This is a genomic window from Vibrio sp. Evd11, assembly GCF_900382755.1.
Lineage (GTDB): Bacteria > Pseudomonadota > Gammaproteobacteria > Enterobacterales > Vibrionaceae > Vibrio > Vibrio lentus.
Map to the genome: position 1 here is coordinate 122,792 of NZ_OSDX01000002.1, position 12,819 is coordinate 135,610.

Here is a 12,819-nt window from a genome sequence, read left to right on the forward strand (position 1 = left end):
GATTAACGAACTTTCAGCGTTGCTAGGCCAACCAGTACTAACACCATTGAGATGATCCAAAAACGCACGATTACACGCGGTTCTGGCCAACCTTTCAGTTCATAGTGGTGGTGAATCGGTGCCATGCGGAAAATACGCTGACCACGCAGTTTGTAAGAGCCCACCTGCAGAATCACTGACAGAGTCTCCATTACAAACACACCGCCCATAATAACCAGTACCAACTCTTGGCGAACTAACACAGCAATCACACCCAATGCACCGCCAAGTGCTAGCGAACCAACATCGCCCATGAATACTTGTGCTGGGTAGGTGTTGAACCATAGGAAACCAAGGCCCGCACCCACGATAGCGGTACAAACCACAACCAGCTCAGAGGTGTATGGGATGTATGGAATGTGTAGATATGCCGCGAAGTTAACGTTACCTGTCGCCCAAGCAATTACAGCAAAACCAGCCGCAACCATAACTGTTGGCATAATAGCCAAGCCGTCTAGGCCGTCTGTTAGGTTTACCGCGTTACTGGTACCCACAATAACAAAGTAAGTTAGTACGATATACAGTAAACCAAGTTGTGGCATCACATCTTTAAAGAAAGGAACAACCAATTGAGTTGCTGCAGTATCGTGCCCGTGAGCATACAGAGCAAAAGCCACAACCAATGCAATAGCCGATTGCCAGAAGTACTTCCAGCGAGCGATCAAACCATCGGTGTTCTTACGAACCACTTTACGGTAGTCATCAACAAAACCGACCGCGCCATAACCAGCAAGTACAACTAATACAGCCCAAACATAAGGATTCGAGAGATCAGCCCACATCAATACCGTAATAATGATCGCAGCCAGGATCATCACACCGCCCATGGTTGGCGTACCACGTTTGCTGAAATGAGATTCAGGGCCGTCATTACGAACAACTTGGCCAATTTGTAGCATTTGCAGACGCTCAATTAAACGAGGTCCCATCCACAGCGACAGACATAAAGCTGTCAAAATACTCGCGATTGCTCGAAACGATAGGTATTCGAACAAACGGAAAAAAGAAAAGTATGGCTGTAGTAGCTCTGCAAGCCAAATTATCATGAAAAGTTCTCCTTTAAAGCAGCGGCTATTTTACTCATCCCTGCACTGTTTGCGCCTTTCACCAACAAGGTGTGTGACGCGTTATTCGGCAAGCATAAGTGCTGCTCTATGTGTGCGATCATCGCTTGATGCGTTGCGAAGTGGGTGCCATTACAGACCTCACTAATCACCTTGGTATCATCACCGTAAGTGAGTACATGCTCAAAAGCGAATGGGGCAGCATATTCACCGACTTGACGGTGAAGTGCAAGACTTTCGTCGCCTAATTCAGCCATATTGCCTAAAATCAACCAACGTTGACCTTTAAAGCTCGACAGCAATTTAGCTGCCGCCTTCATTGCAGGCACGCTAGCGTTATAACTGTCATCTATCAGCTTGATATTCTGACTTAATTGTTGAACCTCAACTCGTCCTTTGACCGAGATAAGGTTCGCTAAACCACTTTTTATTTCATCAAGCGTTGCACCAAATTGAATGCTCAACGCTGCAGCCGCCAACGCGTTCGCCACGTTATGCTGACCAATAATACCAAGTTCAACAGCCGCAGCACCTAATGGCGTCTGCATATCAAAGCAAGCTTCGCCTTGGTCGTTGATTTCGATATTTTCAGCAAAATAATCGGCTTCATGGTTACTTTCAGAAAATGTTAGCACCGCTTTATCTGCAAGTACTTCTTTCCAAAAGCCACCACCGTTGCTCTCTAGATTAACAATAGCAGTATCACCGGCAGCAAGCCCCTGAAAGATTTCACCTTTCGCTTGTTTCACGCCATCGATAGAACCAAAGCCTTCTAAGTGAGCTGCGGCCACATTATTCACCAAGGCAACTTGTGGTTTGACTAGCTGCGTGGTGTAGGCGATTTCACCAATATGATTAGCGCCTAATTCGATCACTGCATAGTCATCGCTTGGTTCACTGCGTAACAAAGTCAAAGGCACACCAATATCATTATTGAAGTTACCTGCCGTAAACAGCACCTTGCCACGCTGTTGTAGAATACTTGCCACCATCTCTTTGACGGTCGTTTTGCCACAGCTGCCTGTAATCGCCATGGTTGGAACATTACATTGCTCATGGATCCGAGCACTTAGCTGACCTAAAGCAAGTTTAGTGTCTTCAACAACAACTTGAGTAATATTTAGGTCAAGTTTTCGTTCGACTAACAACGCGCTCGCGTTTGCCTCAACGGCTTGGTGGCAAAAGTCATGCGCATCAAAGCGCTCTCCAACGATAGCGACAAACAATGCGCCTTCTTCAACGGTACGAGTATCCGTTGAAACAGCATTGATTACGGTATTGTTCGAATTTCCTGCCTCAATCAGCTCGCCATTAACAGCAAAACAAATCTGCTCGAGTGATACATCAATCATTATGAAATACCTAAAAGTTGTAGCGCAGACTCTCGGTCTGAATAATGTACCGTTTTGTCTTTCAATACTTGGTAATCCTCATGGCCTTTACCTGCCAGAAGAATAATGTCATTGCTGCCAGCCTGCTCTAGAGCAAACTTAAGGGCTTGATAGCGATCGTGCTCGACAAATGCAGCTTCAGGTTCACTTAAGCCGGCTAGCATATCTTTAACAATCAACGCAGAATCTTCACTGCGAGGGTTGTCATCTGAAATAATGCTTTTATCGGCGAACTGCTCTGCAGTTGCTGCCATCATTGGGCGCTTACCGGTGTCGCGATCACCACCACAGCCGAAGATTGCCCACAATTGTCCAGAGCAATGCACGCGCAATGCTGCCAGTGCTTTCTCTAACGCATCGGGTGTATGAGCATAATCGACAACCACTTTTGCCTTGTTCGGAGTTTGGAAAAGCTCCATACGGCCAATAACAGGCTGAAGCTGAGGCGCGGTGTCGACCAAGGTTTGCTTGTCGATACCCAACGAAAGCAAAGTCGCAAAAGCAACCAGTACATTTGATGCGTTGAACTGGCCAATTAAAGGAACAGACAGTTGCCCCTGCCCCCAGTTACCATCGAAAGACAGCTGAATACCAGTTTCTGCATAAGCGACATCAGATGCCCATACCGATTGTTGATAGCCCGTTAGCGGTGACAGTGAAACGGCTATGGCATTGGATAAATCTGACATCCAAGCTTTACCCACTTCGTCATCCACATTAATGACTGCGTGCTTGCATTTGTGTTGAGTAAACAGGCTCTTCTTAGCCAATGCGTACTCTTCCATCGTACCGTGGTAATCAAGGTGATCACGGCTCAGGTTAGTAAATACACCAACCTCAAAATCCAAAGCCTTAACTCGGCCTTGCACCAAACCATGAGAAGAGATTTCCATTGCGGTATAAACCGCTTTATCTGCTGCTAACTCACTCAGTGTGCGCTGTATTTCAATAGCACTCCCCGTGGTGTTAGCAGCTGTTTTTAGATTATCTAAGAAACCATTACCTGTTGTACCCATTACCGCTGAACGTTGACCGACGAGATCAAGCCATTGAGCAATCAACTGGGTGATGGTGGTTTTGCCATTGGTGCCAGTGACACCAATCAATTTGGTCGCTTGAGAAGAATAAACACGGCCAGCTAATTCAGAGAGTATTGAGTTTAAGTCTGAAACATAAACCACAGGAACCGAGTTTAGCTTCTCAACCAAGCCATGATCTTTGTCATCGCCAGCTTGTGCAATGACGGCTTTCGCGCCTTGAGAAACGGCTTTATCGATAAACCGACGACCATCGACAGCATGTCCGATTACGGCAACAAAAATATCACCGTCCTTGATGGCTCGGCTATCTAACTCCAATTGCTCAACAGCAATCGACTCCAACTCAGGAGACCCAAAGTCTCCCCAAAGAGAAAGTAAAGATGACAGCGTGAGGCTATTACTCATATTGAATCCTGATTAGCTCTATTCTTGAAACTTGTTTTCATCAGCAGGGACATTCAGTATTTGCAGTGCACCCTTCATGATTTCAGAAAAAACCGGGGCTGCAACTGAACCGCCATAGTAAAGGTCACCTTGAGGTTCATTAACCACAACAACCAACGCGACTCTTGGGTCACTGACTGGAGCAAAACCTGCGGTCACCGCGATGTATTCATCACTGTAGCCGCCCGCTTCAGCCTTACGAGATGTACCCGTTTTTGCTGCAACTCGGTAACCAGGAACCGCGGCCCTTGTCGCCGTACCACCTTTTTGAGTAACCCCTTCAAGCATTTTCAGAACCAGTTCCGCGTTCTCGCGCTTGATGATTTGCTTAGAAAAATCTTGGTCGTTACTCTTAATAATATGAATAGGTTCATACATGCCTTTGTTGGCTAACGTTGCATAAGCATGTGCCAATTGCATCGGTGTTACAGACAAGCCATAACCGAACGCTAAGGTCGCAATTTCAAACTTTGACCAACGACGGCGATTCGGGAAAATACCGCTCGTTTCACCAACCAAGTTGAGCCCAGACATCTCGCCTAGGCCAACTGAACTGTACATACCAAGCAAAGCTTCAAGTGGCATGTTAAGCGCCAGTTTTGCAACGCCGATGTTACTCGATTTCTTGAGTATCAGCGCTAAGTCAGCCTTACCGACTTTAGAAGAGTCTCGTACTCGACTACCACCGATCTGCATAATGCCATTGCCAGTATCAATAATGATATCTGGGTCTGCAGTGCCGTTCTCCAGCGCCGCCAAAACTACAAAAGGTTTCACGGTCGAACCGGGTTCCATTGCATCGGTCAGCACGCGGTTACGCATCTTAAAGCTTTGTAAATCAGCACGATTGTTCGGATTATAAGAAGGGGCATTAACCATAGCTAACACGGCACCCGTTTTTACATCGAGTAGTACCGCAGAGCCTGAAGTCGCCTTGTGATCGGCCACGGCTTGCTTAATAGCGCGATAGGCAATGGCTTGTAATCGTTGATCGATCGTTAATTCGAGTGGTTTGCCTTCTTCACGCTCTTCTAAAGCAATGTTTTCAACAACACGTCCATAGCGATCTTTACGAATCGTCCGCTTACCCGCCTCGCCCGTGAGCCATTTGTCATAGCTACGTTCAACGCCTTCCAAACCATGCCCGTCAATACCGGTCACACCGATAAGGTGCGCGCTGACTTCACCTGCCGGGTAGTAACGTCGAGATTCCGCTTTAAGGCCAACACCCACCAGCTTTAGTTCTCGAATATACTTAGCCATCGCTGGGCTAACTTGTCTTTGCAGGTAAACAAATCGGCGGGATTTGTTGCTAGAGATTTTATCGATCATTGATTGGCGTTTCAGGCCAAGTACGTCGGCTAACGCATACCAACGATCAATTTGGGCCATACCATTTTTATCGAAAATCGTTTTTGGATCGGCCCATACCGCTTCAACTGGAACACTCACAGCAAGCGGTTCGCCATTACGATCTGAGATAATACCGCGAGCGGAAGGAATTGCCTTAACACGTACCGAGCGAAGGTCGCCCTGACGGATTAAGTTATCTGGTTCAATAATTTGAATATAGGCGACACGGCCTACGAGTGCAGCAAAGGCAAGAAACACGAAAGCAATCAAGACGTTGAAACGCCACTTAATAAGAATTGGATCCGAATCCTTTTCGCTCTTCACACACTCTTTCGTTGATTTATTAACGGTTTTTGCGGGTGCTTTTTCCTTTTTACCGGTCATTTCAGTGTGATCACTACTTCTTTGTCAGAGTCTGGACGTTTCATGTCTAGCTCTCGTTTTGCCGATGCTTGAACACGACTATGTTCAGCCAGAGCCGTCTCTTCAAGCATTAAATTTCGCCACTCATCATCAAGTTGTTCTCGTTCCACTAATGCTGTGTCTTTTTGCGTAATAGCCTGACGTGACATATGTGTCGTAAGAACGACCCCCATCGCACTCGCGAAGATACAGATAAGAAGCACCAATGGGACTTTACCCACGGAGATCAAATCAAAAAATATTATCTTGGCTAAGTTTGGCTTGGAGGTCTTCATTGACTATAGCTTTTCTGCGATTCGTAGTACTGAACTGCGCGAACGAGTATTCTCATCCACTTCATCTTTAGAAGGCTTGATCGCTTTACCAATTGGTTTTAGATCGGCACTGCCTAACGCTTTAATTTGGTCTTCTGTTAGCGGTAAACCGTGAGGAACTTGTGGGCCTTGGCTCTCTTTACGAATAAAGCGCTTCACCATGCGGTCTTCAAGAGAGTGGAAGCTGATAACAGAGATACGACCTTGAGGAGCAAGAATGCTTGCTGCGCCTTTCAGTGCGGTATCGATCTCTTCAAGTTCACTGTTGATATAGATACGAAACGCTTGGAATGCACGTGTCGCTGGGTGCTTTTTCTCTTTAAAGCTCTTTGGAGCAACGTCTGAGATAAGCTTAGCCAGTTGACCAGTACGCGTTAACGGTTCGTTTTCTTCGTTTTCTTGATAAGCAATGATGCCTTTCGCAATACGGCGAGCATGTTTGTCTTCACCAAACTCACGAATAACCCAAGTGATATCATCAAGATCCGCTTCAACTAACCACTGAGAAACAGGAATACCTGTTGTTGGATCCATACGCATGTCCAACGGGCCATCTTTCATGAAGCTAAAGCCACGTTCAGCATCATCCAACTGCGGTGAAGAGACACCTAAATCCAGTAAAACACCATCCACTTGACCAACTAAGTCATAACGCTCTGCATATTCAGCCATACCCGAGAATGGGCCATGGATAATTGTAAAACGGGGATCATCAATCTTCTGAGCTTCAGCAATCGCTTGTGGATCGCGGTCGATACTAAAGAGGCGTCCATTCTCGCCCAGTTTAGACAGGATTGTACGGCTGTGACCACCACGGCCAAAAGTACCATCGATGTAGGTACCGTCAGGTTTGATCGCAAGTCCGTCAATAGATTCGTTAAGCAATACTGAAATATGTTTGAATGCTTCTGTCATAGTCTTCTCAGTGAGTGGATTGAGCCGTTAGTTAGGCAATAATTTGTTCTATTAACGTTTTAGTGTACTGATTTCACGCCGTATCTCCACCATATTGTGTATAGGCTTTGGGAATTTTTGACCCAAGCTTATATCAGGGTGAAGGATTCTAAGGAAATCTAAATAATTTACGTCAATATAAAGCAAAAAACCCATCACTACTGTTAAGTAATGATGGGTTCTTTATATAGGTGGAGTTGACACATACGCCGGGTTCTGTTCCGCTTGCGCGGCGGTAACCATTCGTCTAGGCCTGCAATCGCTCACAGGCTCAAGCAATCTACCCGCCCCCATACGCGAGCAGCGCAATGCGAGGGCCTATTTGATCTTGCTCCGGGTGGAGTTTACCTTGCTACGAACTGTTGCCAGCCGCACGGTGCGCTCTTACCGCACCCTTTCAGCCTTACCTGTGCCTCTTCCGAAGAAATGAGGCCATCGGCGGTCTTCTCTCTGCTGCACTTGTCGTGGGCTCGCGCCCCCCAGACGTTATCTGGCACCCTGCTCTATGGAGCCCGGACGTTCCTCCCCTCTACCAGTCTCCCGAAGGACTTCAACGTCAGTTTCCCGAAGGACCTCAACGTCAGTCTCCCGAAGGACATCAGCAAAGCAGCGATTACCCGTTCAACTCCGAGGGCGGATTGTATAGAGATTAGTGTGCAGTGTCTAGCGAGATCACACATATGCTGCAAACCATTAAGCAAGTGCACGAATTTCACACAATCCAGGCACAAAAAAAGGAGCGACGGTATTACCCTCACTCCTCACAAGCTTTTCAATACAAGTTAGCTACTCTATAAAGCGACCTCTAGTTGTCTAGATGCTCTAAGCCCCATTTGTATAAAGCGTTCTTTTTTAGGTTGTAGATTTCTGCTGTCATCGCTGCTGCTTTTTTAAGTGGCAGCTCTTTGGTTAGAATACCCAGCGTACGAGTTGCTTCGTCTGGCAGCTCTGTGCTCGCTTCTTCACGGTGACCATGAATCAGCAGTACCATCTCACCGCGCTTACGGTTCGAATCTTCTTCAATCCACTCAATAAGCTCACCAAGTGGTAGCCCTTGAATGGTTTCGAATGTCTTAGTCAGCTCACGCGCCAACACAACCTCACGGTCTGGGCCTAAGATCTCAAGCATGTCTTGTAGAGAATCAGTAATACGGTGCGGAGATTCATAGAAGATACACGTGCGTTCTGCTTTTGCGATCTCTAAGAACTTGTCTTTACGACCTTTGCTCTTTGGCGGTAAGAAGCCTTCAAAGCTGAAACGATCAGACGGCAAACCAGACGCACTAAGTGCGGTAATCACAGCACAAGCACCAGGAAGTGGCACAACTCTCACACCCGCTTGACGACATTGTGATACAAGATGGTAACCTGGGTCACTGATTAAAGGAGTACCCGCATCAGAGACTAATGCGATAGACTGACCTTCTAATAACCTTTCGACTAGAACTTGCGCTTTAGTTTGTTCATTATGATCATGTAAAGCGAACGTTCTGGTGGATATATTGAAGTGAGCAAGCAGCTTACCCGTGTGGCGTGTGTCTTCGGCTGCAATAACATCGACACTTGATAAAATTTCAATTGCTCTTTGAGTGATATCTCCCAAATTTCCGATTGGGGTTGGCACAATATAGAGAGTTGGGCTCTCTGTGAGCAAGGTTTTGTTATCTGTCATTTGTTTACCATCACTTCAACGATTAATATAGATACAAATTGATACGGAATTTAAAGAACTCATGGCAACGATGAACCATAAGAGACTCAGTGTACCACGCTTACTCACTCCAATTGCATTAGCAATTACGTTGGCGGCTTGTTCTTCAGGCCCTCAAGCACCAACGCGTGTTGATATTACACTAGATCCAGCGCAATCAACTGAAAGTTACATGATGCAAGCGGATAGCAGCAAAGGAAGCCTGCAAAACGATTGGCTAATCATGGCACTGAAAGCCTCTGTGCAGGCAGGCAAAACCGATCAAGCGACTTTGTTGATCAAACGTTTAGCAAAGCAAGAGCTTAGCGAAGTACAACAAGCAGAATGGCAACTGGCTCGTGCTCAGTTATTAGTGAATAACTCACAACCAGATCAAGCCTATAGCCAACTGAATTTTCAACCGTGGTGGAAACTGCCTAACGAGCAATGGAAAGATTATCACGAGCTACGCGCTAACATTTCTGAGATGAAGAAAGAGTATTTCGAAGCGAGTCGTGAGTTAGTGCTTTATTCAGAGTACATAGATGCTGATGAAGAAATCCAGCAGCAAACGGCTGACCATATTTGGCAGAATCTGAACAGCTATTCTCAATATGAGATTCTAGAGCTTAAAACATCTCCTACCGAAGACGTTTTAGCGGGCTGGTTACAGCTGTCTATTTACATGAAGACGCTCAACTCAAATCTTCCTGACCTACAGAAGACACTGTCTGACTGGTTAGCTGAGAACCCTCGTCACCCAGCAGCGCTTTATACGCCTCAAGCGATCAGCGACATATTAGCGTTAGAAATCAGCAAGCCGACCAGCACCGCGCTATTACTGCCTTTAACAGGTAAGTACGGCAAGCAAGCACAGCTCGTTCGTGACGGTTTTATCTTTGCAATGATGAATGATAAAGAGCGCGAAGAAGATGCGACACTGACGATTATGGACACCAACGTACAAAGTGCCGCTGAAATTAAAGCAACACTGGAAGAAAACAACGTTGATTTCATTGTTGGTCCATTGATTAAGAGCAACATCACTAAGCTTCAACAAGCGCAGAAAAATCACGAGAATTCGATTCCTGCGTTAGCTCTAAACATTCCAGCGCAACTAGAAACTGATACTAATATCTGCTACCTCGCTCTATCACCAGAGCAAGAAGTCGCTCAAGCAGCGAAACATCTTTTTGCTCAAGGCTACAAGTACCCGCTTATCCTAGCGCCGAAAGGACGTTTAGGTGATCGAGTTGAGCAAGCCTTTAAGGCAGAGTGGAAAAAGTACAGCAGCAACGATGTTGCTATCAGCTTGTTCTCTGATAAACGCCAACTGCAACGTAATGTGAATCAGGTATTCGGCTTGCAAGAGAGTCAACAGCGTATCGCTCAAATGGATGGCCTCCTAAACCTAGATCTAGAAACGGAGCCACGTAGCCGTCGTGATATCGACTCTGTCTACATTGTGGCGAAGAACTCAGAGCTCACGTTGATCAAGCCTTTTATTGAAGTCGCGATTAACCCAGATGCTGACCAACCAGCCTTGTTCTCAAACTCACGCAGCAACAGCGGAGATAAGCAGTACGAAGATCTAACGGGAGTGTTCTACAGCGACATCCCACTATTGGTTGAGAACAAGAACGAGCTGAACAAAGAGCTAAACGACCTATGGCCTGCACATTCAAATGGCCAAAAACGTCTACAAGCGTTAGGAATGGATGCTTATTACCTAATGGATGCGCTTCCACAGATGAAAGCCGTTCAAGGTTACAGCATTCCAGGTGAAACCGGTGTGTTGACTATCGACAATAATTGCATCGTGCAACGTGAAATCAGCTGGGCAGAGCATGGGGCTTTTTAGCCGTCAGTTTCTCTCCAAACCAACAATCACCCACAAACAAGTGGGTGATAAATACGAGACCGTGGCAAAGAATTATTTAGTTCGCCACGGTTTATCGTTAATTGAACAAAACTTCATAGCAAAGTGTGGCGAAATTGATCTTATAATGCGCCATAACAATACGGTTGTGTTTACTGAGGTAAAATACCGCAAGCAAACACGCTACGGACATGCTGCTGAAATGGTGACAGCAAAGAAGTCACAAAAGCTATTAAAGACAGCCAATGTTTGGCTTATGCAGCAAGGTTTGTCAGTACACTCTACAGATTTTAGGTTTGATATTGTTGCCATTGAAGGGCCGAATGACGATATTGACTGGATTAAAAACGCCATTACCCAAGGATAAACATGCTAGACAGCATTAAAGAAAGTTTTACAGAAAGTATTCAAATCCAAATTGCAGCAGCAGAAGCACTGCCTGACGCAATCACGCATGCCGCACAAGCAATGGTGGCGACCCTGCTCAACGGAAATAAAATCCTTTGTTGTGGCAATGGTGGTTCGGCGTCTAATGCTCAGCAATTTGTATCGTGCCTACTTAATCGCTTTGAAACAGAACGCCCTAGCCTACCAGCAATGGCGCTTATGGCTGATAACACCACACTAACTGCCGTGGCAAACGACTACCACTATGAAGAGATCTTCTCTAAGCAAGTGCGCGCGTTTGGTCAAACTGGCGATATCCTGCTCGCTATCTCTACTAGCGGTAACAGCAAGAACATCATCAAAGCGATGGAAGCCGCGGTAACACGTGATATGACTATCATTGCCTTCACTGGTAAAGACGGTGGTGAAATGGCAGGTTTGCTTGGCGAACATGATGTAGAAATTCGTATCCCTTCACACCGTACAGCGCGCATTCACGAAGTTCACATGGTGACACTGCACTGCCTATGTGACCTAATCGATCAAGTACTCTTCCCTGCTCACGAAGAGTGATAGACGGAGCATCACAATGAAATCATTAACCTCTATGAGGCTGTTTAAGCTGATTAGTGTTTCGCTACTTACACTTTCCCTGTCTGGTTGTGCTGGCATTTTCATTGCTGGTGCAGCAACCACAGCGAACTTAGTCACCGACACACGAACCACCAAACAAATTTGGAACGACAACAATATTGAATTTGAAGTCGCAGCCATCACCAACAAACAACCATATCGTGGCAACGTTCGCATCACTGCCAGCTCTTACCGAGGTTCGGTTGTATTAATGGGACAAGCGACCACTGACTCAGAACGTCGCGCGTTTGAAAACCAAGCCAAAGACGTGGCAGGCGTAGAAAGCATCCATAATCAGGTGCGAGTAAAAGAGCCATTAACCATCAGTGCTATTAGTAACGACAGTTGGATCACCACTAAAGTGAAATCAGCCCTTCTTGCAAACGCAGATCTCAACGGCATCAAGGTTAAAGTCATCACTGAAGATTCAGAGGTATTTTTACTGGGGTTAGTATCTCGAGAGCATGCTGATATCGCGACAGAAGTTGCCCGTAATGTTTCAGGTGTAAAGCAGGTGATTCGAGCATTCGAATATGGTGAAGAAGACGCTTCGGTAAACTAACGTTCCCTGAATTTACTTCTGACTTGGCTGCTTAGCTGGTAAAGCCTCACGAAATGAATCAGGCGAGTAAAAATCAGAAAGCACAAAAAGAAAAAGCAGCGATAAATCGCTGCTTTTTTTATATTTGGAGTTATTTAAAAAATAACGCTATTTGATAACACGAAGGCTTGGTCGACCTTTTGCAGGGCGAGGTGGCTCAGGATCTGAGTCAGGCTCTTCCGCATCAACGTCTGCCGTTGCTACACTCAAAGATGGGCCTTTTTCTGGTTCTTCAAAAGGACTTTCTTCAATCCCTTCTTCAAACGCGTCCATGTATGCCTCTTCAGGTTCAAACATGGTACCAGCACCATTCTCACGAGCATAAATTGCTTGTACTGCATATAGAGGAACGATCACTGAGTGTGGACGTCCGCTAAAGCGAGCACTGAACGTAACAGCTTCGTTACTCAGTTCAAGTTGCCCAACCGCACGAGGCGCGATGTTCAGAATGATCTGACCATCTTGAACAAACTCTTCTGGAACTCGCACACCCGGTAGTGTTGCTTCAACAACAAGATGTGGAGTTAGTTCGTTATCAACCAACCAATCATAGAATGCACGGAGCATGTATGGTCGGCGGGGTGTCATATTAGAAATATCCATACGC

The 12,819-nt window shown here is 46.0% G+C and carries 12 protein-coding genes and 1 other RNA gene; 4 read left to right on the top strand and 9 right to left on the bottom strand.

All coding sequences use genetic code 11. From position 1 onward, the window contains the following. Window positions 1–2 precede the first annotated feature (2 nt). The 8 genes from mraY to rsmI all read right to left on the bottom strand — a co-directional run bounded on the left by mraY (window position 3) and on the right by rsmI (window position 8,694). Window positions 3–1,085, bottom strand: coding sequence for a phospho-N-acetylmuramoyl-pentapeptide-transferase (gene mraY, locus ED652_RS01325; protein WP_017109281.1), 1,083 nt, complete (start codon window positions 1,083–1,085; stop codon window positions 3–5). Then, complete coding sequence (gene murF / locus ED652_RS01330) at window positions 1,082–2,455, bottom strand: UDP-N-acetylmuramoyl-tripeptide--D-alanyl-D-alanine ligase (protein ID WP_122053256.1); 1,374 nt, start codon at window positions 2,453–2,455, stop codon at window positions 1,082–1,084. Before murF ends, mraY begins: the two co-directional genes overlap by 4 nt. Next, complete coding sequence (gene murE / locus ED652_RS01335) at window positions 2,455–3,939, bottom strand: UDP-N-acetylmuramoyl-L-alanyl-D-glutamate--2,6-diaminopimelate ligase (protein ID WP_122053257.1); 1,485 nt, start codon at window positions 3,937–3,939, stop codon at window positions 2,455–2,457. The genes murF and murE overlap by 1 nt, the downstream gene beginning before the upstream one ends. Window positions 3,940–3,957: 18 nt before the next feature. Continuing rightward, on the bottom strand, window positions 3,958–5,715 hold the full coding sequence (locus ED652_RS01340; RefSeq protein WP_122053258.1) for a penicillin-binding transpeptidase domain-containing protein: 1,758 nt from the start codon (window positions 5,713–5,715) through the stop codon (window positions 3,958–3,960). Beyond that, a complete protein-coding gene (gene ftsL / locus ED652_RS01345) occupies window positions 5,712–6,029 on the bottom strand; it encodes a cell division protein FtsL (RefSeq protein WP_017056040.1) in 318 nt (105 codons plus the stop codon). The genes ED652_RS01340 and ftsL overlap by 4 nt, the downstream gene beginning before the upstream one ends. A gap of 3 nt (window positions 6,030–6,032) precedes the next feature. Then, window positions 6,033–6,983, bottom strand: coding sequence for a 16S rRNA (cytosine(1402)-N(4))-methyltransferase RsmH (gene rsmH / locus ED652_RS01350; RefSeq protein WP_017084764.1), 951 nt, complete (start codon window positions 6,981–6,983; stop codon window positions 6,033–6,035). A gap of 228 nt (window positions 6,984–7,211) precedes the next feature. Continuing rightward, window positions 7,212–7,651: RNase P RNA component class A (rnpB, locus tag ED652_RS01355), an RNA gene on the bottom strand. A 176-nt stretch (window positions 7,652–7,827) separates the two neighbouring features. After that, on the bottom strand, window positions 7,828–8,694 hold the full coding sequence (gene rsmI / locus ED652_RS01360; protein ID WP_017106823.1) for a 16S rRNA (cytidine(1402)-2'-O)-methyltransferase: 867 nt from the start codon (window positions 8,692–8,694) through the stop codon (window positions 7,828–7,830). Window positions 8,695–8,755: 61 nt separating this feature from the next. Between rsmI and ED652_RS01365 the strand changes: the two genes are divergently transcribed. The 4 genes from ED652_RS01365 to ED652_RS01380 are packed head-to-tail and all read left to right on the top strand — an operon-like array spanning window position 8,756 to window position 12,173. Further along, window positions 8,756–10,573: a penicillin-binding protein activator gene (locus ED652_RS01365; RefSeq protein ID WP_122053259.1), complete on the top strand. Its 1,818-nt coding sequence runs from the start codon at window positions 8,756–8,758 to the stop codon at window positions 10,571–10,573. Beyond that, entirely contained in the window at window positions 10,560–10,958 is a 399-nt protein-coding gene (locus ED652_RS01370; RefSeq protein WP_102384403.1) for a YraN family protein, read from the top strand. The genes ED652_RS01365 and ED652_RS01370 overlap by 14 nt, the downstream gene beginning before the upstream one ends. Before the next feature lie 2 nt (window positions 10,959–10,960). Further along, window positions 10,961–11,551 (top strand): phosphoheptose isomerase, encoded by a 591-nt coding sequence (locus tag ED652_RS01375; protein ID WP_010434705.1) that lies wholly within the window; start codon window positions 10,961–10,963, stop codon window positions 11,549–11,551. Between the two features lie 16 nt (window positions 11,552–11,567). Then, complete coding sequence (locus tag ED652_RS01380) at window positions 11,568–12,173, top strand: BON domain-containing protein (RefSeq protein ID WP_102384404.1); 606 nt, start codon at window positions 11,568–11,570, stop codon at window positions 12,171–12,173. 147 nt (window positions 12,174–12,320) lie between these two features. Here the strand turns inward: ED652_RS01380 and sspB are convergent, their stop codons facing one another. Continuing rightward, window positions 12,321–12,815: a ClpXP protease specificity-enhancing factor gene (gene sspB / locus ED652_RS01385; RefSeq protein ID WP_017106827.1), complete on the bottom strand. Its 495-nt coding sequence runs from the start codon at window positions 12,813–12,815 to the stop codon at window positions 12,321–12,323. Window positions 12,816–12,819: the final 4 nt, after the last annotated feature.

What these genes read in the sequence shown, in the direction of transcription:
- mraY (WP_017109281.1), bottom strand. Translation starts at nt 1,085, where the DNA reads ATGATAATTTGGCTTGCAGAGCTACTACAGCCATACTTTTCTTTTTTC.
- murF (WP_122053256.1), bottom strand. Translation starts at nt 2,455, where the DNA reads ATGATTGATGTATCACTCGAGCAGATTTGTTTTGCTGTTAATGGCGAG.
- murE (WP_122053257.1), bottom strand. Translation starts at nt 3,939, where the DNA reads ATGAGTAATAGCCTCACGCTGTCATCTTTACTTTCTCTTTGGGGAGAC.
- ED652_RS01340 (WP_122053258.1), bottom strand. Translation starts at nt 5,715, where the DNA reads ATGACCGGTAAAAAGGAAAAAGCACCCGCAAAAACCGTTAATAAATCA.
- ftsL (WP_017056040.1), bottom strand. Translation starts at nt 6,029, where the DNA reads ATGAAGACCTCCAAGCCAAACTTAGCCAAGATAATATTTTTTGATTTG.
- rsmH (WP_017084764.1), bottom strand. Translation starts at nt 6,983, where the DNA reads ATGACAGAAGCATTCAAACATATTTCAGTATTGCTTAACGAATCTATT.
- rsmI (WP_017106823.1), bottom strand. Translation starts at nt 8,694, where the DNA reads ATGACAGATAACAAAACCTTGCTCACAGAGAGCCCAACTCTCTATATT.
- ED652_RS01365 (WP_122053259.1), top strand. Translation starts at nt 8,756, where the DNA reads ATGGCAACGATGAACCATAAGAGACTCAGTGTACCACGCTTACTCACT.
- ED652_RS01370 (WP_102384403.1), top strand. Translation starts at nt 10,560, where the DNA reads ATGGGGCTTTTTAGCCGTCAGTTTCTCTCCAAACCAACAATCACCCAC.
- ED652_RS01375 (WP_010434705.1), top strand. Translation starts at nt 10,961, where the DNA reads ATGCTAGACAGCATTAAAGAAAGTTTTACAGAAAGTATTCAAATCCAA.
- ED652_RS01380 (WP_102384404.1), top strand. Translation starts at nt 11,568, where the DNA reads ATGAAATCATTAACCTCTATGAGGCTGTTTAAGCTGATTAGTGTTTCG.
- sspB (WP_017106827.1), bottom strand. Translation starts at nt 12,815, where the DNA reads ATGGATATTTCTAATATGACACCCCGCCGACCATACATGCTCCGTGCA.